Source organism: Dehalococcoidia bacterium (genome assembly GCA_041653995.1).
Taxonomy (GTDB): domain Bacteria; phylum Chloroflexota; class Dehalococcoidia; order GIF9; family UBA5629; genus CAIMUM01.
The window spans coordinates 398830-421630 of the sequence record JBAZEK010000001.1 but is presented as its reverse complement, the minus strand read 5'-3'; the positions used below and the strand labels follow the sequence as shown (position 1 = coordinate 421630).

Here is a 22801-nt window from a genome sequence, read left to right as displayed (position 1 = left end):
CTTTCGCCTATGCTAACGTTTATCGGATGGTTGACCAGCGGCCAGAACATCAATTATTTCCTTTACATACGGCTGGAAGCTATGCTGCTCTTTGCCAATATTGATAAGTACATCCTCAAGGACGACAACATCCTCTGGTGGAATACTATCGGCAGCCCGTCGCAAAGAATCCACTGCTCTTGATAGACTACCGCTGTAAGCTTCAGCAACTCCCAGTAACGTCTGCCCGACCCAGTCGTCCGGATGACAGTTTGAATATACCTGCAATCCTTCCACTACCTTATCGATACCTCCGAACAACGCCAGGTGTCGACAGAAGTCCAGGTAATACTGAAAATTTTTATAATCAGTTTTTACTGGATACAGGTAGCAGTTAGCCGCAGGGCAATAGCAGTGATTATAAATATCGAGTACACCCATATAATATATTGTTTGCACCCAATCGACATCTGCTTCCCGTGATCGCATAAGCATACGCTCTGCCTCTGCGTCGTTTCCGCTTAGCATAAGAGCCAGCGACCATTTATTCAAAATCACGGCGTTTTCAGGCAGTAATGCGTCCGCCCTCTGATAATAATTAAACGCATCACTCCACAAATCAGAATTCGAGTGTGCTGCCCAGTATGAATAAATATCACCCGTAGCATAGCTCCAGTAAGCCAGATATGGTTCTCGCTGCCCGGCAGCTTCATAAGCTGCAATACTCAAAGCCATGAGTTTGGATCTTTCTTCGACATCATTTGAAGCAATTGCCTTTCTGAATGCATACGCGCCGATATGTCCGTAGTATACGGCTTCACCCGGTTCCAGCTTTGCCGCCTCAGCCAGAGCCGTCATGGTCTTGTTTGAATCGTCTGCCCACGTGACGAGCGCACTATTCAATTTCATATCTGCAACCATAGGGCTAAGAGTCAGTCCAATTCCGATACCGATAAACATGATTATAACAAGCACTGCCGGTATATTTCTGATTTTCCCCTGTTTTATTTTTTCAGACAACCCTTCTCCTTTTGATACACATGATGCTACTTCAGCATGAATATATTCAGAGCAACCGTCAATACGAACCTGGGCAACCATTAAAGCTAAAATCAGCCAGAAGAAAAACTCCGGTAATATGGCTGTCGGATTGAATATTATGTAAATGCAGTATTGAGCCATGCCCGCTATGAAAGCAGCCGCCGTATAAATCATGTCCTTTTTGGATGTCCGAACCAAAAAACGCAACGCCACATAAAAGAAAATAATCACAATAGTCAGAAAAAAGGCCAGCCCCAGCACACCCACGGTCACCGCGAGATATAGATAATGGTTTTCCGGTTGGCCCAGCAAAACGGAGTTATGCGTATCAGTGCTTTTCATATCGCGAGGATAACGAGTCTGAGACACTATTACGAAAGTCTCGGGGCCATAACCCGTCCACCTTCTTAATAAATGCAGATCGTCTTGATAAAAGGGTACTTCGGGCGAATCTATAATTATTCGTGTGGCGCACTCCCACTGCTTAACCCTTAAAGACAGTGTTGGCAGTCCGGTTTGCCCGGCTAAATATGTATCATGTGTGTAAGATCCCACGGGTTTACCATCCATCTCCTGCAGCACTGTCTGCCCGACAATAACGGTGGCAGTCAAGAATAGAGCCAGCAGCACAATAATACTTAAGGTTAGAATGGCCTTTTTCTTAAAATAAATGCCTGCGACCAGGATATATATGAAAATACCCGGTATAAAAAGCAGTATGGTAATGGAATACTGCGCAAGAAACAGGCATATCACCTGCAATATCAGCGACAGTATCAATCCTGTTGTCTTTAATGCTTTTAACTTACTTGAACCCGTGCTTTGCACGACTATTGTGATCAGTGCCAGGGTAACAGGGATACTGATAGCGATGAAGCAGCTCAATGATAGGGGATTACCATCAGTTGATGATATGCGTCCATTTCTGGAGAGCCATGACAGCAGCCAGGGGTCAGCGAACTCCAGTATACCGAACAGGGACACCGCACCCGCCGAAGCTGCCACTGCTGCAAGCACTCTCAACAGCTGCACACGTCGCCGTATTGACAGGGCTAATATGAAAAATAATACGATCCACGCGACTAAAGAAACCAGACCATTTTTCCTCGCCAGGCTACCCCATAAACTGGACTCGGGCATGATAGAAAATGCCGTCGAAACAATCCAGCATAATCCAAATAAGATCACAGCGACCTGCAGCGGCATCTGCCTGACTGCGGATAATAAACCGGTTTGTGTCCGGTCTCTGTGCGAAATAAACCAGCGAGCCAGGAACAGACCTGATAACAGGCATACGCCGAATTGCAGCAGTAATGCCTTGGCGAAGTAAAACACCTGATACCCAAACGGATTGTAGTAAAGCGGTAGCAGAAATATCAACAACAGCCATGTAACCTCCAATGCAATATCCAACTTACCGGGCTGTGTAGTATCAGCCGGACCATTATCGGTGCGCATTCAGGCCACTGACTTTATGACTTTTGTCACGTACATCATCTTTGCTAAGATATAACATACTTAATGGAATATGCAAGAAGGGTACTTAAGTACTAAGGGAGGATTACGATAACGCTATTGACCTTGCGATTGCGTTAATGTATAAATAATGCATAAACAAAAAAAGTCCGGTTGGGTCGGTCCGGGCGCATTACAAAATAGGAGGATATAAATATGAAAAAGTTTTTCAAATACGGTAATAAAGGTTTCACCCTCATCGAATTGCTGGTTGTCATCGCTATATTGGGCACATTAGCAGCGGTAGTCGTGCTCAATGTCACCAAATTCATGGGCGAGGGCGAATCTCAGGCCAACGCCACCGACCAGGCAAATATTCAGACTGCCATAGCTGCTTATATGTACGATAATAGCGGCACACCACCGGCCAGCCCCATCACCGCGGGATCCACGACCAGCAGTGTTTCAGCTTACCTGCTGAGCGCGCCTAAGTGCACTTACACAGTCGACCAGAGCACGGGTGCGATAACCAGCCAAGTCTGCCCGTAGATACCACCACCTTTTGCAGCAAAAGGGGTGTGAAAGCGCTTTCACACCCCTTTTTTTATGCCCTGTTTAAATATTTGCCGATCTCATCAATTTGTTGACATCTTCCGCGTCCTGGCAGAAGGCGAATACATACTCTCTGGTAATGATTCCTTTCCGGTACAAATCCACCAGTGCGTCATCCAGCGTTTTCATGCCGACATTTGAGCTGGTCCGTATGGTGTTTGGAATAAGGAATGGTTTGCCCTCACGTATCAAATTCTTAACTGCTGCGTTGGCCAGCATGATCTCTACCGCTGCCACCCGACCGCCACTTATACGCGGCACTAGCACCTGACTGAATACCGCGATCAACGTTGAAGCCAGCCGTGCCTGCGCCATCGGCCTTTCGTGCGGCGGAAAAAGATCCACAATCCTTTCCACAGATTGCGCTGCACTGGGTGCGTGCCCGGTTGAGAGCACAAGGTGACCGGTTTCCGCCACAGTCAATACGGCTGAGGCCGTTTCCAGATCTCGCATTTCTCCTACCAGTATGACATCAGGATCCTGCCTGAGAACATACTTGAGCGCATTGACAAATGAGTGCGTATCCTGCTCTAACTCTCTCTGAGAAAAAGCACACTTTATATTAGGGTGCACATATTCAACCGGATCCTCGATCGTCACAATATATCTTTTCATCGTATTGTTCAGGTGATTGAGCATGGCTGCAATGCTGGTGCTCTTACCCGATCCGGTGGGCCCGGTTACCAGTATCAGGCCCCGGGGCCGGCTGATCAGCTCCTTGCAGATGTCCGGCAGGCCGAGATCGTCCACGGTGGGTATGCGTTGAGGCAGCATACGAATGGCGAGGCTGATGGATCCCTGCTGCCAGCAGGCATTGCATCTACCTCTGCCGCCGTCCTGCAATGAATACGCAAAATCAACTTCGAGCTCACTGGAAAAGATGTCACGTTGCCGGGCAGGTGCGACCTGATTAAATAAATCATCTATGTCTTCGCGTCCCATAACGGGCAGGCCTTCGGCAGGTCTTAACTCGCCATCTATGCGAAAGAGGGGCGGAACGCCGGCGATCAGATGGAGATCCGAGGCTCTGCTTTCACCTGCCAGCTTCAATAAATCATCGATTCGCATTATTCAATAAATCCTGCTTATTGACTCACGGTCAACTGAATAGTAAACAATACTTCAGTATAGGAAGATGTGCCAATCGAGCTTATCATTACGAGCTTGAACAAACCGGAGTTTCTCAGGGCGCTGACATAATTGAGCACGATCTCTTCACTGGGGGCAGATCCCTGTATCCGTATCAAATTCCCATCGTCAATGACACTGGTGAGATATATCGTAGCAGGCAGAACAGCAAAGACCTTACCCAGATCTCGATTTATCACTGCCCTTCGGTCGCCCAGGTATTTAATAGGAGCGTTGAGCCTGTTCAATATCTGTTGATAGGTATCCCGGGTCCTGGTGGTCTGCTCCGTTAAATCACGATACTGCTTTTGCATAGCGTTCAACTGGGAGCTTTTCGTATTTAAAAGCATTTGCATATCAGCCGTTCGTTTTTCAGACATCCCGCTCATCAGCCACATGCCCAGAGCCAGTACCGCACAGATGCCCAGCACAATCAACGGCGTTCTGTTAACACCTGCTCCTTCAGCTTTAACCACAGCAGGCGCCGCGCTCGGTATAACGTTGATATCAACTCTGGTTAGCTTATTGATAGTACGCAATGCCAGCCCGCTGTTGACAATGTAATCGTTGCTATCATGTCCCGGAGGATAGGTCAGCAGAGGAGGAGCAGCCTTGACAGGATATCCCATTATCATAGACAACGTTTCGCGTAAAATACCGCTAACAATGCAATATGTTTGAGTACTTAAAGGGCTTTCCGGATGTCCTGAGTTATAGAAATTAACGGTTTTATCGACCTCTTCCTTAACCATCCTGACCTTATCACCCTCGCTCATAGCAGCCGCGCCTGTGAAAGGAAGGCTGCGAATCATCTCCGGTATACCGTTATTCATAATTGTGATGTCAAATGTATTCGGGCGTACATTAACCACCACGGCAGCCTTTTCATCAATCACTCTCGATACCGCCAGCGGTCGCAATTCCAGGTATCGCGGCCGCAGGCCACAAAGTCTAACCGTCTCCATGACCGAATTAACATTTTCGAAGGGAATACCCAGCAGACAGAGGGCTATTTCGCTATCAGATATTTTCACATCAGCCCAGCATGTATAAAGAGAAGTAAGCGGCACAGGAATTGCCCTAGCCATTTCCTTCTTGACAGCCTCTGCCAGCAGCGCACGGCTGAGTTTAGGCACGTATACAACGCGATAAATCGACTGCATTCCGCTTACGCTGGCCACAACATCCTTATCACGGATATTGTTCTGCGCTAAAACCATGCTGATCACCTGACTTACGTGCGCCTTTTCAAACACTATACCACCCTGCACCCACCCGGCCTGTAGCGGCGCTTCCGAGGCAAACACCACCCGTTTACCCTTCACCAGGGTGATTTTTACCAGGCTGTCTTCAATATTAATAGTGATCATGCAATGTTATTATGGTTAAGCTCAGTTGTTACAATAAACCTGAAGATTTATCGAAGCGCTGTCTAACTCTCCATGTACCTGGGCCGGCCTGATAGTAACACTGGTAAACTGGCATAAAGGTATTCTCTTACCGACTGCTATAAGAAAATTCTGAAAATTGGCCACCTGGCCGGACAGGCTAAGAGAGTAACTCAGCACAGGGTAATCCGTGCCCAGTATCTTGTTGAGCGACTGAGAGACATTCATATCAACGATAGTGATATCGTTGTCCCATGCCAGGTCCATGATTATTTTTGATACCTCGGGATTATCCTCGACTTTCTTATACTGCAGCTCAGCAGCTTCAACTTCCGCTTTTAATTTCGCTGACTCGCCTGCGGCAATACTCTGAGAGGTCATTCTTGATTCAAATACATCAAGCTGAGCCTGCACCTGGTCTAATTGTGTTTGGATGGCAGCCTGTTGGGATATCTGTTCGATATAATCGGTGACCATGGGCACGATGACAATTAAAAACAGGGCAAGGATAAGTATCATCCAGACGGATGTACTGAGGCGCGGCAGACGTTGCAATATATTTGGATTGGGTGCTTTAGGTGCTTCTACTGGCGATGCCACTATCTTTTATTCTTGAGTTATTTATTCCTATTATACATTAAACCTGTATAGTAAACCCAAAGCCACCGTCAACGGTGGTCATATCCCAATATCGTGGTCACCGTAGTTCCTCCACCACCTGCGGGTCCCCCACCCAGACCCCAACCCGGCGGCCATGGCAGCGTCTCAAGTCCGGTCATGTATTTTACAGTGGTGCTGCCTGACATGATCACATTCTGGGCGACAACAGCCCCGTAGATATTATAGCCAAAGTCACTGGGTGTTCCTCCACTGACGTTGGCTGTTCCATTAGGCGCGTATACTACGGCCGCAATATGTGAACTGCCCGAGATAATAAAATCCCCATCATAGGCTATCATAAACGGGACGCTGCCTTTGTCAATATGAACATCCGAATTACCGCTGACCGTGATCTGTTTTGCCACAATGGTATATGGCCCCTGCACAACGGCGCCGCCTGAAATCGAAAGATTTCCTTCCACATATACAGTTCCCTGCAAGGTTACGTTTGAGCTGCCGCTTATACTCATGTCGCCGACAACATAAGTTGGTCCCATCGTTATAGTATTGGTACTTATGTTCAGGTTACCTCCAATCCATGCCGGTCCCATCGTAATATTGTATGACGACCAGTTAATGCTGGCATTTCCGTTCACCGTTATCTGCCCCAGATCAGACGTATCCCAGGCTGTACTGAGCGTCGGATAGACTGTGCCACCCTTGATATTCGCTTCGTTTTTATATTTGTTTATATCGATGAGTTGAGGAGTCCACAAAGGAGCGCCTGGATTCTGGGTACCATATATTTTGGCGCCTCCACTGGTATTAACGATAATGGAGCCGTTGGCGGAAGCGTCACCGTAGACCGTGGCGCTTGGTTGAAGGTTTACACCGCTATTGGAATATATATTTCCATCTGAGATATCGTTGGTGGCAATCACATTATCCACATACAGAATAAAGGCGCTCTTATCCACAGCCTGGTAAACGCCTATCGATTTGACAGTGGTAAACGAAGACGGATTGGCAATGTTCATCAGTACCCTGGTGCCGGTATTAGCCGGCAGGCCGGGAATATTCATGTATTCCACTGTCCCGCCCAGAGCATTGGCCGTGGCTATCATGAATCTGATATCACCGGCATTCAACGCCTTGGTCGAATAAAGCCATACTGAAACATATTTATAATTGCTTATATCGGTTGAGGTTGTATTACGATATGCCAGGGCCTCAACAACGGCAGCAGCTTTGATATCCAGCTTTGAGCTTCTGGGAGATGTGTCCCAGTATACATTGGTCTCGACATATGGATTGGATGTGACCGTGGAACATGCTATATGTGTGGAAGATGCTTTCCTTGACCAGGTGCTGTCACAGTTGTCAATGAGCACCACGTCATCGGATTTGACCACAGTGCCGCCGCTCATTACGATATCGCCATCCAGGCTGGCCACCGCATGCTCGAAGATATTGTTGCCCTGTGAGCCCGTTTGCCGGATGTGTAAATATACCTCAGCATTACTGACCGGGCCGGCTTCAGCTCTCGATATCCAGTAATAATCCTGGCCGCTGGTCTTAACCGGTATCACCTCAACATCAATTCCATTAATATCATGCAAAGTATAAGGAGCCGTAGGGGTAGTGCTGTACTTGTATTTCCAGATAAGGTCCGCCACGCCGGCTTCGGCCGCATAGTATGCCTGTGTATCTTGACTTACGTTCCTGTTAATTGTCAGAAGAGATTGCACAGCCCAGAGACTCGGTACCACGATCACCGATGCAGCGACCAGCAACACCAGCGCCATCGGCAATGCCATGCCGGTTTGCCCTTTACCAAACCACACAACGATTGCTTTAATCATTCAGGTACCCGCAGATCATGGCGCTCTCTGCCTCATCTTGAATTCCTGTTTATATTCGCCGTTTTTATATACCGACTTCAGCTTTAAAACATAGGTATTACTCTGGAATGGCGCCGACGGAGCCTGAACAAATGTTGTGTCGGCATCCGGATAGGCGATGAATTGAGCAACAGTTTGCCCCGCTCCACCATCCACGCGACGAAGCAGTATCCCTCCTATCACAATATATTCTACAGTTGTGCTTCCCGATATTTCGTTCCCATCCCAGACATAACGTTGCATCGAGCATAGAACCGTCCCGTCATCGGTGGATACACTGCTGGAGCTTTCTACATCCTTGGCTATCCAGTTAGCTGCCTGGTTTACCTGGCTCATCATCAGATTCTCAGCGGTATTAGTTGCTATCGTACGCGTAACCATGCCAAATGTCATCGCCATGATGCCTGTTATCGCGCCCAGAATGGCTATCATGACAAGAACCTCAATCAGGGTAAATCCCCGGTTTGCGCCGCTTGAAATGTCGAATACTCGCTTAAACATCATGTGAAAAGTCTATTGATTATTCACCACATAGGTGTCTATGCTGGCCTCTTTATTTCCCCTGTGATACACTTCCGCTTTAACTTCACGAATATTACTATCGTATCCCGGTATGGGGTTGATGGTAATTGTAACTGAGTAACCGATGTATTCGGCCGGCAGGTCGCTTCCATCATGCGTGACATCCCACAACGGACCCTGGCCGGAAGGTATGGTGTAAGGACTGATCTGGCTTACTATCCCGTTCCAGTTGCTGGCCGCGACCGATTGCACATACTCCAGTTCGTATTTAGCCAATCCTTCCGCCCTTATGTTTTCACGGGATACTTCGGCGCTCCGTACATTAATATATGCCCCTCCGATAATAGCCAGCCCGACAAGCGAAAGAATAAACAGCGCAATTAAAACTTCGATCAGCGACACTCCCCGCTGACCGCCCAGAAAACGCTTCAATATCATATCAATTTGTAAACTTTTCTATCCGTTTCTCGAATACTGCGCGCAGTAGCATGTATCATCTCAAATCTCCAACATTCCTGTAAGACATTCGCTACAATCAGCTTCTACATCATAGTATAACAGAGGAGTTGAAGCTTCTCCAGCAAAGTGACGTATTGCAGGAGTTACAGTGAAACAATATCCGGCAGCCGGGCGGCTCCGGATTAAGAACAGTGGATCAACAATAGAATTATTAACTCAAGACACGCCGGGGGTTGGTAATATTGCTGACTGCTGAATACACGGCTTCAACTGTTGAATTACGGATGCCACACTGATGACAGATGAACCTACTGGCTATATTTACTCAGCATCGCGCCGGTTCCGCTGGCAATTATGCCGGGCAAAGGAGTGCCTATGCTGACCTGGAAATTTATCGTGCGGTTATTCGCTACGGTTACCGATCTTCCTATCAGACTGCCGAAAACCGTCCCGTTATTCAACATTGTAATATCACCGTTTGGGGCGTAAATGGACCCGATCTCAGCGCTTTGAGTCACGGTGACATCTCCATCCAGACACAGCAGGTTAATAGTCCTATCCAGCTCAGAACCGACCTCTACGGTGATGTTATGGCCCGGGCCGCTGGCAACCAGATAACCATTGCCTGAACAGGTTACGCTGCTGCTTTTAATATATATGCTCCCATCCACCCAGACCACGCCGTCCAGAATAATAGACGAGTTGGTAGTTATATTCAGGTCGCCGATGATATGCTTCGGACCCAGGTGATAATTCGTTTGCTTCTTAATCTCCCCTACAGGCGCCGCGGGGCCGCCTTTATCCGCTTCGCTAAGATACCAGGATGTATCCAGCACTGCAAAGGTGATGGGAGTGACATTGGGATAGCTGTCGGTACAGCCTGAAGGACTGATCGAACCTGTTGCGGTCGTTATACCGTCAACGCTTCCGCATCCCCCTGTTAAATTAATATTACCCGTGGCGAATATGTCACCGTGACCCGGCGGTGTCGACGTTACTCTGGCCGGATTATAAATATTGATATCGCCCCCCGTGGTGGCTATGGCATAATCGAAGGGCGAGACACTCGTATTCACATTGACTTCAGCGAAGATGCTGTAGATCGCTCTCTGCCCTTGGCTGGCTGTTGATTGAATCGAATATATAGTTGCCGGTCCAGCAACTACACGTTGTTTAACCTCGCTCAGAGTCACGTCCATGCCATTGACTTTATAGGACAGCGTGTAGGGAAAAGGCGGGCTCATCCTCTGGTTAAAACGCCAGATGACATCTGAGATACCGGCATCGGCCGCATAGTATCCCATAGTATCGGTCTCGCTGTCCTGATTGATGACCAGAAAGGACTGCAACGCCCAGAGGCCGGGTACAATTACGATGGATGCCAGAACCAGCAATATCAGGGCCATCGGCAGCGCCATGCCCGACTGATCACTGCAAATACACTTGATCTCTTTTATTACTTTATACATATCAATAGCCCTACAGCCGCAGCGCTAATGGACAGGGTATTATCATTGCGTCACCTTCTGTGCGATTTTGTATCGTGCTTTGAAACTGCTGCCCCCATAGGATGCATTCAATTTCAATAAGTATGTATTATTCTCGGAGACGGTTGATGGACCTTTCACAAAATACGTATCAGGATCAGGATAGCTGATATACTGCGCAACCTGTAAAACGCTGGTACCCCGGCTGTCGCTCAGAGTTCTGGTCATGTTACCGTTCGATGCAATGTCGTAGTGAATTTGTGCACCGCTTTCGAAAGCCGCCCCATTCCAGATGAAACGCTGCAAGCTCAGTAATCTGGTCGGCGAGTTGACCGGTGTGACAATTGCCGCACTTTGAACATCCCTGGTAATCCATGCCGCCCCCAGATGGGCCTGGCTGAGCACGATGCTCTGGGCAGAATCAGTCCGTGTAATATTGGTTGCCAGGCTGAAGGTCAGCGCCATGGTACCTGAAATCACGCCCAGAATGGCTATGGTAACAAGCAATTCCATCAATGTGAAACCGGGCTGCCCTCTATTCCTGTTGATAAACGTGTTCATCTATTCGTTTCCCCTGCTCATTGCTGTACAAGATACTGCTCGATAGAGAGCACCGATTTGCCTGCATAAAATACGGCAGCGGTTACTTTCTGAGTCCGGTTATCGCTGAAATAAGGAGCGCCGGTCAAAGGCTCTGCAGATACAGTGACGGAAAATCCTTCGTAGCCGGAGGGCAAAACAATATGCGAATTATCCCAGGGTGGGGCCGGTGGCCCGGGTAGGGTGTAGGCCCATGGAGCAACCGTCCAGTTTTCCGTGCACACATCCTTCAAGTATTCGAGCTCATATCTGGCCAGCCCTTCCGCCACTATGTGCGTACGCGAGACATCATTACCTTTAACCGCAACGAAGACGCCGGCAACTATCACTGCCCCGACAACAGAAAGAATGAATAGCGCAATCAATACCTCTGTTAAAGATACGCCCTTCTGTACGCCGCGGAGGCTGACCATCCAAATCACCTCCCAATCAGGCTCATGCTTGAATAGATAGGGATGAAAATGGACAATGCCAGGAACGCCACACCCAAACCAATAATTATGGTCATAGCCGGCTCAATCATGCCCAGAATTGTTTGAAGTTTATCTGTTGCTTCTATTTCAAAACTGTCAGCAACAATGGTAAGTGTATTATCCAGGTTTCCCGTCTCCTCACCAACACGTGTCATTTCCACCATTAACGGCAGGAACTCGGGATGTCTGCTCATAGCTGAAGCCAACCCCTCCCCCTTAATGATGTCCTTCTCAACTTCCATCAATGCATTGTAGATAACCTTGTTTCCGCTGGACTCGGCTGTGAGTTTAAGTATCTCCGGCAGAGGCAGACCTGACCGGAAAAGAATGGTTATGCTGCGGCAGATACGCGCCAGCGTATTGATAAGGTTCAGCCTGCCCAGGACAGGCAGGTACAGTAAAAATCTGTCCTTCTGTAAAGTACCGTCCGGTGTCCTGGTATACATATATACTATGCTGCTGAGCGCAACTACTGCCAGCATTACAAAGATACCATAGTTCCCCATAAATCCAACAAAAGAAATCAGTATCTGGGTTATAAGAGGAAGCTTGCCGCCCAGGGATTTAAACATGTCCATTATAGGAGGAAGGATAAACGTTACCGCAAGGAAACCCACGCAAATAGCCAGTATTATCACTATGATGGGATAGGTCATGGCTTGCCTTATCTTGCGCATGGCGGCCGTGGACTGCTCGGCGTAGCTGGCCAGGTTGCGTAGAACGCTCTCCAGCTGGCCTGTTTGTTCACCGACTGCGATCATCTTGCAATACATCTTGTTAAACGCCCTGGGCTGCTTATCCAGCGCAACGGAAAGGGGGCTGCCCGCTCGCAGGTCGGATATTATGGTATCCAGCATACCGGCAAATGCTTTGTTGGTGGTCTGTACTTTCAGCAGGTCGAGGCCTTGCACAATGCCCACACCCGATTCAAGCAGAAGAGCAAGCTGTCTCGAGAACATTATTATCTCCTCTGGTTTTGCTCTCCTCTCAAACAGTGCCGGCATCCCCGTGATCGCAGCACCACCAGACGCCTTTAGGCTCAGTATCTGGTAGCCATTGGACGCCAATCTATCCCCCGCCTCTTTCTCCCCGGCAGCGTCAATCTTGCCTTTGACCACCCGCCTGTCAGCCGTATAACCTATATATTCGTAATACATTTGCTATTCAGAAGATACTATACCTCTATTATGATACACGAGAAGAATAAATTGTAAATAGGCACTTGGTCAAAACAATACCAGTACTATTGTCCTACACCGTTTCAGGTATATCAGAAGAAAAGGCCCTGCATCGAAGAAAACGAACGTTCAGGAGATAGTATAAGCATTCCGCAGTACTTCGTAGGGGGTTGTAATGCCGGCCTTGGCCTGCATCATACCGTAGCGCGCGATAGGCACCAGCCCCTCGCTGAGCGCCGCAGCCCTGATATCGGTGTTGCCGGAGCCTCCAACAATCATTCTGCGGATATTATCCGATATCGTCAGTATCTCAAATATGGCGGTGCGGCCGAGATAGCCGGTGTAAACGCACACTTTACAGCCTTCTCCATACATGAACTCCGACCTGGCCTCGCCCATCTCTTTTTCATAGGCTATCTGCTCAACCAGCGGCGCCGTCACCTTGCGAGCACAATGCGGGCAAACACGCCGCACCATGCGTTGCGCTAAAATGCCAATAAGCGCTGAACTGATCAGGAAGGGTTCAACTCCCAGGTCGATCAGTCGAAAGACTGCTCCCACCGTATCGTTGGCGTGAACCGAAGACAACACAAGGTGGCCGGTCAGCGCTGATTGTACGGCTATCAGGGCAGTCTCGCTGTCGCGAATTTCGCCCACCAGGATAACATCGGGATCGAGCCTTACGATAGCACGCAGCCCGCTGGCAAATGTCAGGCCCGCTTTGATATTTACCTGTATCTGGTTGATATTTGAAAATCGGTATTCTACCGGGTCCTCCACGGTAATTATGTTCTTGCCCACCTGGTCCAGTGAATTAACTGCGGCATAGAGAGTGGTCGTCTTGCCTGCTCCTGTGGGACCGCTGATAAGCACCATACCATAGGGCATCATCAGCATCTGCTCAAACATCTCCTGGCTCTCCCGCAGGAAACCTACCTGAGGCAAGGCCAGCGCTGCCACCGATTTATCCAGCAGACGTAATACAGCCATTTCGCCATTAACCGTGTTGACAGTCGCCACGCGCACGTCAATATATTTGTTGTCTGAATCGAAGGAGAACTGGCCGTCCTGCGGTCGCCTGTGATCAGCGATATTCATGTCTGACAGTATCTTGATACGAGAGATAAGACCATTGTGTACTGTCAGCGGCAAAGAGGCCACCTCGTGCAATATGCCGTCTATTCTGAAGCGGACGCGCAGCTTATTCTCATCCGGCTCGATGTGTATATCCGAGGCTCTCGCCCTGATGGCGTCATCCAGCATTTTATCGAGCTGATGCGCGATGGGTGAATCGCTGGTTATCTCGGGAGGAAGCACCCTGTCGTCATACTGGGGGAGCGGGGCAACACCGCTGACCTGTGCCTGACCGGCAGATTTAGGAGCAGCCGGAGTTTTATTTACACCCGTAGTACGTGGAGGCGGTGTGCTTTCCGGCGCAGTAATCGAGCCGGGACCGCCAACCAGTTTAGAAGCCTCCTTAAGAGCACGATAATTGTACTCGATCCCCTCCTTGATATCAGCTTCCGAGGCGGCGACCGGCTCTATGCGCCTCCTGGTATAAATAGACAGATTTTCAACTGTCAGTACATCGCCGGGATTGGCCATGAAAATTCGCAGAGTATTGTTTTCCAGCGCCAGCGGAAGCACTTTGTATCTTTTCGCCACATCTTCCGGGATCAATCCCAGAGCTTGCGGCATGGGCGCTGCATACTGGACGTTCAGCTTGGCGATTCCCGGCTGGGCAGCCCCACCCTGGGCGCCACCTTTAGCTTTTGGATTTTCCGGATTCATTTCTATGAGTACCTCAAATACATTTGAATATTATATTGGGTCCGTCGTATTCATCAATTAAATAGTCTTTCCAGGCCTACATTTCCGCCTCCGGAAAGTAGACCCTCCTAAATTGTATGTATAAATAGACCGTTGTCAAAATAGATCAACGCGCCTGTTGTGCATACTATTCAGCTTCGACCGGCCGGTCAACCTTATATGCCCTTCAGCTTAATCTAACATGCGAATTGCCATTTTGCAAATAGAATGCTGTTTATGGTAGATTTCAGATAAATCTGCTTTACTCCTGCTTGCAGCACAGCACTAGGTAACGGACTACGGGTAATAGATATTTAATGAGAATTGTACGCCGGTCATACCCGTATTTTCTGGTTATCTTTATCCTGGCAATGACCATCCTGTTCGTTCCTTTTAGCCAAAGCAGCGCCGCCACGCAAAGGACGCTGTCCTGGAGCGTGGTGGATACACCGGCTGACGGTTTCAACGGCATGGTCATTCGCACGTGCGGCATCGATGCCCTGGCAATCGGTCCGGACAATCGTACGTTCTATGCGGTAAGCACCGACAATAGTTCCCCCAATATCGGGTTATTCAAGTCCATCGATGCTGGATATACCTGGCTCCCTAATATGGGAACCAACCTTGCTAATGCAGGTGCTTTGTTTCCCGTATGGGATATAGCTGTTGCGCCAGATGATGAAAAATTCATCATTGCCGTTACGGACGGATCTGTGGCACCGGCCGGCGGACCCCGCATGGCCTACTACTCCAACGATGGTGGCTCCAACTGGTACAATACCGGCCTTACTCTCAATCCAAACGAGTATATCAGCTGTCTGGATATAGCCAGATACGATTCGTCCGATCAGTTAAGGGATATCGCCATCGGTACCCGCAGCACAACACCGCCCGGACAGGGCAGGCTGCTGACCAGGCCGTACGGCACGACCTTTTCCGGTGCGTGGTTGGCTCAAGATCCAGGTACATGGACAGCGGTAACTTCCGTAAGATTCTCCCCCGGCTATAATCCCGACCAGACCATGTCAGTCGTTTCATTCACGGCCGCGGGAGCAGATCTGCACCTGGGCAAACATGACACGATAGTCAACACCACGCAATGGGACGGTACGGCAGGATACGCAGGCTACCCAGTCATGCTTGGCGCATACACAGCGGCCTCCATCATAAGAACCGGAATCGAATTGCCTTCTGACTATATTGGTACCGATTTAAGCCTGCGCGGATGCTTTGTCAATGTGTTCGACACTTCTGTTGCTTCGGCTGTGTTTTATATCAGCCCGACCCCCACCAGGTTCACTATCACGCCACCTATCCAGCCTGTGGCGGGGCAGCGCATATCATCCATATCCTACACAGGCACCAACGCGACCGGTATTCTTCTGGCGGGCGAAGCCACCGCCTCCAGCGCCAGGGCGCTGGCCAATGTATGGCAGAGTTCTAATCCGCAGGCAACCTGCGCGGGATGTGTGACATGGCTGAAATCCGATACCCTTAAATCCGCCACAGGAGGCGGCGGGACCGGGCGTGCCAACGCGCTGCTGAAATGGAATTCGGATGGCAGTACGGCCTTCTGCGGCACCAGTTCAGAGAATTCAACGGCGGGCGGAACCGGATTGCTGCCGGGCCAATGGCCTTTCTCCAGACTATTCAAGTCTCCTTCAGACGAATCAGCCTTCCAGTACAGCAAGGATTACGGATTCGCCTGGAATCAGATTGGTATTATTAATACAGTGCTCAACCAATTATCCGATGTGGCTGCGGTGGAGATACAAGAAGGTTCAAATGTTGCAGGGCACAACACGCTCTACCTCGCATCACTGAACACCTCCGGAGTTGTGCCCGATATCGATAGTATATGGCGCAGCACGAGCGATCCTCTGGGCCGTTATTGGGAACGTATCTTCACTCTCCCGTCTAGCAATAACGGCACCATACTGCGTCTCGCTCCCCCAGATCCGGAATCATCAGCAATCAGTCAAGTTGTGGTCTTTGCCGACCTGGGCACGGAGAATATCACCTATTCCGCCAATACTGGGGATATATGGATGAACGTGCTGGCCGCAACCCCTGTTAAAGACGTCTCGTTACGTAACGATTCCACGATGTACATTCTAGCCGACTACTATGTACGTAAGATTGCACTGAGCGGTACAGCATGGCAGACCGTGAAAAAAATCGATACTGGATTGGTGGCGCCTGCACATACAATCTGCAATCCTGTCAATAAAAACGGCGATAAAGAATTCGTTTTTGTCGGCACCGAGGGGAATACCGATACCTCTGTAGCATGGATTGATTTCTCGGCTATGATACCCAGGTTTAGCGTGCTTAAAGAATTGCCGGAGCAGGGCAACGTTCACCTAATAACGGACGATTTCTTCGAGAGACACAAGAATCTCTATGTCGGCATCAACGATGTCATAACTAATACCGAGGGGATCATCTACCGCTGGACAATGGATTCCAGCACTAGCTGGGATCCTCTCGATCCTCCTGACAGAGGCTTCTACGGTCTTTGCATGCTTAACAGCGTTCTTTACGGCGCATGGAACACGGATATCGTTCCGCCCATCAACAGCAGCGGAGCTGACCGGACTCTGGAGGCCAGAATCGAGGTACCCCCGGCACCTGAATGGGACCAGCTTATAGACGGACTACCACAACCCGGAAGTCCCAATCAGGTAGAATTCACACGTGAGCCCACATCACTCCACATCTCTTCCAACGCCAATAACACCCTTTGGGCCATCGATGATACGCCGTACAATTTTACAACCAGACGGGGGTGCCTATGGCAGTTCATTGATTCGGTAGCCAAGCTGGGACCATGGCCCACTTCACCGGCTCCCGGCAGCCTGATCGGCGCCGATCCCGCGACCGGACGGTCTCAGCAGATCGATTTCAAATGGCGTCCTCTCAGGGACATCTATAGTTACGATTTACTTATAGCCAAGGACGTCAATTTTACATTGCCTCTCACCCAGCAACTGCAGATGACCCCGGTCGATGACGTTACGGGCTCCTGGATCGTCACCTCGGCCGACCAGGAAGATCCGTCATGCTGGATTGCGCCAGGTCAGTTGGAGGTAGGGCGATCCTACTACTGGAGGGTTCGCGGAGCAAGATCTTGGCAGGGCACCCCGATACATAGCCCCTGGTCACCAACTCTCTTTTTCTCGGTACGGCCGGGGTTCATGGTCACGTCCGAGTATTTAGGTCCCACATTGTTGACGCCCGTAGATGGTGTGTGCAGCAACTGTCTTCCCCCCATCCGCTTCAGCTGGTCGCCCATTAAAAATGCCGATACGTATCAGTTCACTCTAGCCAGGGATGCGCAGCTCACCGATGTGATCGTCCAGGAGACGACTACGACCACAGCTTTCGAGTTAAAAAGCCGCTTGGCATTATCGACTCCATATTACTGGCAGGTTAAAGCCGTCGCTCCTGTAGTCAGCGACCCCAGCCCGGTGGGCACATTTACACTGGTTGAGAACATCATGCAGTCGCAGAAGCAGCCGGCGGTCAAACAACAGCCCGACGCCGTTCCCGCCGCTTCCAATTTCTGGATATGGATCATTATCGTTATAGTGGTTGTGTTGCTGCTCCTCATCAATGCCTTCGTCTTTATATCTCGCAGGAGAAACCAGTGATGTTGATGAAACAATAGCCGGGGGCAACATGGAAAATATAGATGAAATCAGTATGGATTCGCGGGCGGGTTTAAAAACCCGCCCCTACACGTATTTACTGTAGGGGCGTACCTTCAGATGCGCCCGGAAAGATGTAAAATAAATGGTGGATAAGATCACTAAAACGATTGCAGCTCTTGCCTCGGAAGTCAAGGGTTTTCTGGCCGAGGACGAAGGCCTGAAGCTTTATGAAATGGGCATTGAAGCCTGCAAAATCGGCCCCTGCCTGGAGATAGGCAGCTTCTGCGGTAAGTCAGCAGTATATCTGGGATCAGCCTGCAAAAAAAGTAATAGCACGCTCTTTACGATAGACCATCACTGCGGATCGGAGGAACAGCAGCCGGGCCAGTTGTATTTCGATCCGGAGATTTTCGACAGCAATAAGGGCGTCATAAACAGCCTCCCCCTTTTACGGGAAACTCTGCACAGAGCAGGCCTTGAGGATAACGTCGTCCCCATGGTCACGCGGTCCGGTGTAGCCGCCCGGAACTGGGCAACACCGCTGGGACTGGTCTTTATCGACGGCGGTCACAGCTATCAAACCGCGCTTTCGGACTATGAATTCTGGTCACCGTACTTGCTGCCGGGAGGATTTTTGATATTTCACGACATCTACCCCGATCCAACCCAAGGGGGACAGGCACCTTTTGAAGTTTACAAGCTTGCTATGGGGAGCGGTGATTACCGGGAATTGCCCATGGTAAACAGCCTGGGCATCTTAAGGAAGAACGATATCGTGGTGGTCGAAAAGAAGGTTGGTCGCTGACAGGGGTTTGAGCATATCAGCCGCCAGCAGGACCGCAGCGGAAGTCCAGGTAGGTTTCGTCAAAGGCCATATCTCGTGCTCGGGAAACGCTACGCCGTACCAGTAAGCGCCGTCCTCATCTCGCATCTGGTGAACCCAGTAATAAACCATGGCCGACTGCCAGTACTCGCCATGGACGGCCAGAGAAATGGCCAGTTCGCTGCTTTCGGCTGCAGTAACCCACTGCTTCTCGAGGTTGCAGACGGACCCCTTGCCATGCACGATGAACTTGTCCCAGCTATCGTAGATCCTATTAATTGCTTCCTGCCCGTTAATGACGCTGCACAGTGCCGGATAATACCAATCCATGGCAAAGGCCGATATGTTTTTCTCATCGATCGGATCGCCATAAGGCAGCGGCATACCGAGAATGGCAGTGCGTAAAACCTCGTTGGCCTGTCTCCAATCTTCACGCTCCTCACCCACCAGCTCCGCCATTTTCAACGCACACTTAATGCTCAGGTAGGAAGAACTGCAACTGGCAATCTGGGCAGTAGGATAAACGCTGCCGGACACATCCCTGGCCCAATATATCTCTCCCTTTGGCCCACGCATATCCAGCACATAATCTATAGCTTTTTTTACCACCGGCCACATATCATCGAGGAACATCTTTTTTCCAGTAATCAGGTAATGGTGCCAGACGCCTACGGCCATATAAGATATAGCGTGCGAGACCTTATATTTATCCTTGGGTTTGCCGTTCTGATAATTGGCATACCAACTTCCATCCGGCAACTGCATGCCGGCCAGCCACTCATAACCTTTCTCTGCTTCATCATGGTAACAGCCGGCGTCGATGGCCATAGCACATTCCACATGTGTCCAGGGTTCTACCAGTCCGCCTTCGACCTCGGGTACAGAGCCCCGATTTTCCTGTAAGCTGACTATGCTCTCAAAGGTTGGCTTCAGAAACTTATCAGATAACAGCTCCTCCAGTTCCGGCATCTCAAATGTACTGCTGTTATCCAAAACCATTAGCTTATCCAACCTTTATCTTAACTTGGCTCTCGATTGCTTCCCGATAGTAATCCGCCGTTTGCCCGGCTGCCCGGTCCCAGTTAAACAATTTCTTTACTCTCGCGACACCCATTGCACCCAGTTCCTTGCGTCGCGCCTCATCATCCAGCAACGATGTAATGGATCTCACCAGAGCGTCTTTATCCCCGGGCGGCACCAGGATACCGGCGTCGCCAACCACCTCCGGCAGGGCGCCGGCAGTCGTGGAGATAACCGGTGTCCCACAGGCCATAGCTTCCGCTGCAGGCAGTCCAAATCCCTCATATATCGAGGGCACAACCAGCATGGTTGCCGTGGCATAGTGTCTGACCAGGCTGTCCGTGTCTATCTTGCCGGTATATTGTGTGCAGTCGCCGAGACAGAGTGCTTCGATCAATCCCTCGGTATAACCATTGACCAGAGGCTCACCAACAATTGTTAATTCGACCGAGCGTGTCTTGCGCAACTCCGCTACTGCCTCCAGCAGGAATTTTAACCCCTTGAGTGGCGTATCGCCGCTGTTGATCACTAAAATTCGATTAGCGGAACGTTTCAAATCCGGTTGTTCCCTGAAAACATCCGTATCCACCCCGCAGTAAATTATTTTAAAACGCTCGCGTGGCAACCCGAAGCTGCTCATGATCTCCTGCAATGAATGCTCGGAGTCCGTAATAAAATGAGACAAATGCCGGGCCACCTTTATCTGTGTATCTGCAAAGGAGTACCAGCGCCTGATTCCCCAGGAGCGGTAAGCGGAATTACTGGCCTTAAGGGCCAGCATGCGGTCGATCGTTATGGGATGGTGAATGGTGGTCACCATAGGAATCCCCAGTTGCCTGATTTTGAGTATACCTTCGGTCACACACTGATTATCGTGCACGATATCGTATTTTTTACTGTGCCCGTCCTGTCGGAACATATCGTAGGCTCTTATGGCAAAGGTATGCGGCTCAGTGAAACAGCCGCTACATTCGCCCAGCCATTCGACGAAGTTGGGCCAGGTGTTGAGCAGCATAGGGTTGATCAGGTAGCGCCTCTTCTCGGGCAACCTGTACAGGTCTAAACTTGGCAGTCTGATCAGGTTGATCCCTTCAGCTAGGTCGGGATAAGGCGGCCCCGCCACTACATCCACACTGTGCCCCAGCTTTTGCAGAGAACGGCTGAGATATCTTACGTAAATACCCTGTCCGCCAGAGTATTTATAAGCCCTGTAGCTTAATAAACATATCCGCATGAATATTAGCCCGTAAAAGCACCCGTAAAAAGCGCTGAAAACACGTACACATTTTACATTTATTAGCGATATTAATCAAGACTGTGCTGAATTCAGCCGCCTTATGCCGTTATTTAGCTCGTTTGGCCTCTATAGCTTCCATATAAACTTCGGCGGTCAGCCGGGCTGCATTGTTCCAGTTGAATTTCTCCAGTATGCGTTTCCTCGCCAGCACACTGTATTCGCGGCGTTTGGCAGGGCTCTCCATCAACCGGGCAATGGCAGAGGCGAGTGCTGCTGAATCCGCTGGGGGAATGAGGATACCGGCATCGCCCACAACCTCGGGCAATGCTCCTGCAGTAGTCGACACAAGCGGTGCGCCGCATGACATAGCCTCCGCCGCCGGCAAACCGAAACCTTCGTAAGTGGAAGGTACGGCAACCAGTGTTGATGATCTGTATAGCTCTATGAGTTCCGATGTGTCTATCTGGTTACGGAAAGCCACAGCATCCGTTACGCCCAGCCTGTCCATCAACTTTTCGGTCATTCCATCGCCCAGTGTCCTGCCCACAACCACCAGCTTCAAATCCCATTCTTTTCTGAGCTCGGCCAGCGCCTCCAACAGGAAACGTAGCCCCTTGACCGCCGTATCACGGCTCATGACCATGAGTATTTGATTATCTAACCTGGGCACGGCATCGGACGGGCTGAACAACTCTACGTCGATGCCATTATAAATGACCTTCATTCTGGATTCCGGAATACCGAATATCTCGTGGATATGGTGTTTGGCCATTTCTGATACTGTTATTATGAAGGGCAACTGCCGCGCGACCTTGATCTGCATGCCCGTGAAAGAAAACCAGCGGCGGTATCCAAGTTTGTCCTTGAGTGATTTGGCTGACTGGATGGCCAGATCGCGGTCGATAGTAACAGGATGGTGTATGGTCTCCACCACGGGATAACCGGCCTTCTGGATATCTGCAATACCCCATGACATGGTCTGGTTGTCATGTATTACATCGTACTTCTTTGCATTATCGCTGCACAGATACTGATAAGCGCGCATGCCGAAAGCCAGCGGCTCTGAGAAATATCCTGTCATGATGCCACCCCACTCCATGAAGTTGGCGCGCGTATTCAGCTTGCGGGGATCAATAAACAGCCGCTGCCAGGAGCCAAACCTGTAGAGGTCGAGGCTCGGCAGTTTGATCAGTCCGACACCATCGTCTACGATAGGATAAGGGGGGCCGGACATCATGTCCACCTCGTGGCCGAGGTCTCGCAGGGCATTGCTTAAATAACGCATATAGATGCCCTGTCCGCCCGAATAGGGATAGCTGCGATAGCTCAAGATACAGATTCGCATTTCACTCTTCTTTCAAGCATAAATTTGCGCTAAATATGATATCAGACTTAAGCAGTTGGCGTATAATGTTGCATAGGATTACCGTGGTTAG

At 49.9% G+C, this 22801-nt stretch carries 18 protein-coding genes; 3 read left to right on the top strand and 15 right to left on the bottom strand.

All coding sequences use genetic code 11. The features are described from left to right. Nucleotides 1–12: 12 nt before the first annotated feature. Nucleotides 13–2478, bottom strand: coding sequence for an O-antigen ligase family protein (locus WC359_02000; protein ID MFA5399203.1), 2466 nt, complete (start codon nucleotides 2476–2478; stop codon nucleotides 13–15). 213 nt (nucleotides 2479–2691) lie between these two features. On the opposite strand from WC359_02000, the gene WC359_01995 reads away from it, so the two are divergent. Then, the gene (locus WC359_01995; protein MFA5399202.1) at nucleotides 2692–3024 is read left to right on the top strand and encodes a type II secretion system protein; all 333 of its coding nucleotides are present in this window, start codon (nucleotides 2692–2694) and stop codon (nucleotides 3022–3024) included. A 66-nt stretch (nucleotides 3025–3090) separates the two neighbouring features. Here WC359_01995 and WC359_01990 read toward each other — a convergent pair whose 3' ends face one another. From WC359_01990 to WC359_01940, 11 genes are all read right to left on the bottom strand, one after another. Further along, nucleotides 3091–4155, bottom strand: coding sequence for a type IV pilus twitching motility protein PilT (locus WC359_01990; protein ID MFA5399201.1), 1065 nt, complete (start codon nucleotides 4153–4155; stop codon nucleotides 3091–3093). A 17-nt stretch (nucleotides 4156–4172) separates the two neighbouring features. After that, the gene (locus tag WC359_01985; GenBank protein MFA5399200.1) at nucleotides 4173–5585 is read right to left on the bottom strand and encodes a PilN domain-containing protein; all 1413 of its coding nucleotides are present in this window, start codon (nucleotides 5583–5585) and stop codon (nucleotides 4173–4175) included. A 21-nt stretch (nucleotides 5586–5606) separates the two neighbouring features. Then, on the bottom strand, nucleotides 5607–6203 hold the full coding sequence (locus WC359_01980; protein ID MFA5399199.1) for a hypothetical protein: 597 nt from the start codon (nucleotides 6201–6203) through the stop codon (nucleotides 5607–5609). 68 nt (nucleotides 6204–6271) lie between these two features. Further along, nucleotides 6272–8065: a pilus assembly PilX N-terminal domain-containing protein gene (locus WC359_01975; GenBank protein ID MFA5399198.1), complete on the bottom strand. Its 1794-nt coding sequence runs from the start codon at nucleotides 8063–8065 to the stop codon at nucleotides 6272–6274. Between the two features lie 15 nt (nucleotides 8066–8080). After that, complete coding sequence (locus tag WC359_01970) at nucleotides 8081–8605, bottom strand: type II secretion system protein (GenBank protein MFA5399197.1); 525 nt, start codon at nucleotides 8603–8605, stop codon at nucleotides 8081–8083. Nucleotides 8606–8617: 12 nt separating this feature from the next. After that, nucleotides 8618–9064 (bottom strand): prepilin-type N-terminal cleavage/methylation domain-containing protein, encoded by a 447-nt coding sequence (locus WC359_01965; GenBank protein MFA5399196.1) that lies wholly within the window; start codon nucleotides 9062–9064, stop codon nucleotides 8618–8620. A 329-nt stretch (nucleotides 9065–9393) separates the two neighbouring features. After that, nucleotides 9394–10554: a hypothetical protein gene (locus WC359_01960; GenBank protein MFA5399195.1), complete on the bottom strand. Its 1161-nt coding sequence runs from the start codon at nucleotides 10552–10554 to the stop codon at nucleotides 9394–9396. Between the two features lie 42 nt (nucleotides 10555–10596). Further along, a complete protein-coding gene (locus WC359_01955) occupies nucleotides 10597–11133 on the bottom strand; it encodes a type II secretion system protein (GenBank protein ID MFA5399194.1) in 537 nt (178 codons plus the stop codon). 17 nt (nucleotides 11134–11150) lie between these two features. Continuing rightward, nucleotides 11151–11585 (bottom strand): prepilin-type N-terminal cleavage/methylation domain-containing protein, encoded by a 435-nt coding sequence (locus WC359_01950; protein ID MFA5399193.1) that lies wholly within the window; start codon nucleotides 11583–11585, stop codon nucleotides 11151–11153. 5 nt (nucleotides 11586–11590) lie between these two features. Beyond that, nucleotides 11591–12802 carry a type II secretion system F family protein gene (locus WC359_01945; GenBank protein ID MFA5399192.1) on the bottom strand — a complete coding sequence of 404 codons (1212 nt, stop codon included), beginning with the start codon at nucleotides 12800–12802 and terminating at the stop codon, nucleotides 11591–11593. A 150-nt stretch (nucleotides 12803–12952) separates the two neighbouring features. Then, nucleotides 12953–14614, bottom strand: a complete 1662-nt coding sequence (locus WC359_01940) for a GspE/PulE family protein (protein ID MFA5399191.1) — start codon at nucleotides 14612–14614, stop codon at nucleotides 12953–12955. 335 nt (nucleotides 14615–14949) lie between these two features. On the opposite strand from WC359_01940, the gene WC359_01935 reads away from it, so the two are divergent. Further along, entirely contained in the window at nucleotides 14950–18285 is a 3336-nt protein-coding gene (locus WC359_01935) for a hypothetical protein (protein MFA5399190.1), read from the top strand. A 142-nt stretch (nucleotides 18286–18427) separates the two neighbouring features. Then, nucleotides 18428–19090, top strand: a complete 663-nt coding sequence (locus WC359_01930) for a class I SAM-dependent methyltransferase (GenBank protein ID MFA5399189.1) — start codon at nucleotides 18428–18430, stop codon at nucleotides 19088–19090. On the opposite strand, the gene WC359_01925 is transcribed toward WC359_01930, so the two are convergent. The 3 genes from WC359_01925 to WC359_01915 all read right to left on the bottom strand — a co-directional run bounded on the left by WC359_01925 (nucleotide 19043) and on the right by WC359_01915 (nucleotide 22710). Continuing rightward, nucleotides 19043–20107, bottom strand: a complete 1065-nt coding sequence (locus WC359_01925) for a hypothetical protein (GenBank protein MFA5399188.1) — start codon at nucleotides 20105–20107, stop codon at nucleotides 19043–19045. The genes WC359_01930 and WC359_01925 overlap by 48 nt on opposite strands. A gap of 4 nt (nucleotides 20108–20111) precedes the next feature. Continuing rightward, on the bottom strand, nucleotides 20112–21362 hold the full coding sequence (locus WC359_01920) for a glycosyltransferase family 4 protein (protein ID MFA5399187.1): 1251 nt from the start codon (nucleotides 21360–21362) through the stop codon (nucleotides 20112–20114). A gap of 109 nt (nucleotides 21363–21471) precedes the next feature. Then, complete coding sequence (locus tag WC359_01915) at nucleotides 21472–22710, bottom strand: glycosyltransferase family 4 protein (protein MFA5399186.1); 1239 nt, start codon at nucleotides 22708–22710, stop codon at nucleotides 21472–21474. Between the last annotated feature and the right edge of the window lie 91 nt (nucleotides 22711–22801).

What these genes read in the sequence shown, in the direction of transcription:
- WC359_02000 (MFA5399203.1), bottom strand. Translation starts at nt 2,478, where the DNA reads ATGCGCACCGATAATGGTCCGGCTGATACTACACAGCCCGGTAAGTTG.
- WC359_01995 (MFA5399202.1), top strand. Translation starts at nt 2,692, where the DNA reads ATGAAAAAGTTTTTCAAATACGGTAATAAAGGTTTCACCCTCATCGAA.
- WC359_01990 (MFA5399201.1), bottom strand. Translation starts at nt 4,155, where the DNA reads ATGCGAATCGATGATTTATTGAAGCTGGCAGGTGAAAGCAGAGCCTCG.
- WC359_01985 (MFA5399200.1), bottom strand. Translation starts at nt 5,585, where the DNA reads ATGATCACTATTAATATTGAAGACAGCCTGGTAAAAATCACCCTGGTG.
- WC359_01975 (MFA5399198.1), bottom strand. Translation starts at nt 8,065, where the DNA reads ATGATTAAAGCAATCGTTGTGTGGTTTGGTAAAGGGCAAACCGGCATG.
- WC359_01970 (MFA5399197.1), bottom strand. Translation starts at nt 8,605, where the DNA reads ATGTTTAAGCGAGTATTCGACATTTCAAGCGGCGCAAACCGGGGATTT.
- WC359_01965 (MFA5399196.1), bottom strand. Translation starts at nt 9,064, where the DNA reads ATGATATTGAAGCGTTTTCTGGGCGGTCAGCGGGGAGTGTCGCTGATC.
- WC359_01960 (MFA5399195.1), bottom strand. Translation starts at nt 10,554, where the DNA reads ATGTATAAAGTAATAAAAGAGATCAAGTGTATTTGCAGTGATCAGTCG.
- WC359_01955 (MFA5399194.1), bottom strand. Translation starts at nt 11,133, where the DNA reads ATGAACACGTTTATCAACAGGAATAGAGGGCAGCCCGGTTTCACATTG.
- WC359_01950 (MFA5399193.1), bottom strand. Translation starts at nt 11,585, where the DNA reads ATGGTCAGCCTCCGCGGCGTACAGAAGGGCGTATCTTTAACAGAGGTA.
- WC359_01945 (MFA5399192.1), bottom strand. Translation starts at nt 12,802, where the DNA reads ATGTATTACGAATATATAGGTTATACGGCTGACAGGCGGGTGGTCAAA.
- WC359_01940 (MFA5399191.1), bottom strand. Translation starts at nt 14,614, where the DNA reads ATGAATCCGGAAAATCCAAAAGCTAAAGGTGGCGCCCAGGGTGGGGCT.
- WC359_01935 (MFA5399190.1), top strand. Translation starts at nt 14,950, where the DNA reads ATGAGAATTGTACGCCGGTCATACCCGTATTTTCTGGTTATCTTTATC.
- WC359_01930 (MFA5399189.1), top strand. Translation starts at nt 18,428, where the DNA reads ATGGTGGATAAGATCACTAAAACGATTGCAGCTCTTGCCTCGGAAGTC.
- WC359_01925 (MFA5399188.1), bottom strand. Translation starts at nt 20,107, where the DNA reads ATGGTTTTGGATAACAGCAGTACATTTGAGATGCCGGAACTGGAGGAG.
- WC359_01920 (MFA5399187.1), bottom strand. Translation starts at nt 21,362, where the DNA reads ATGCGGATATGTTTATTAAGCTACAGGGCTTATAAATACTCTGGCGGA.
- WC359_01915 (MFA5399186.1), bottom strand. Translation starts at nt 22,710, where the DNA reads ATGCGAATCTGTATCTTGAGCTATCGCAGCTATCCCTATTCGGGCGGA.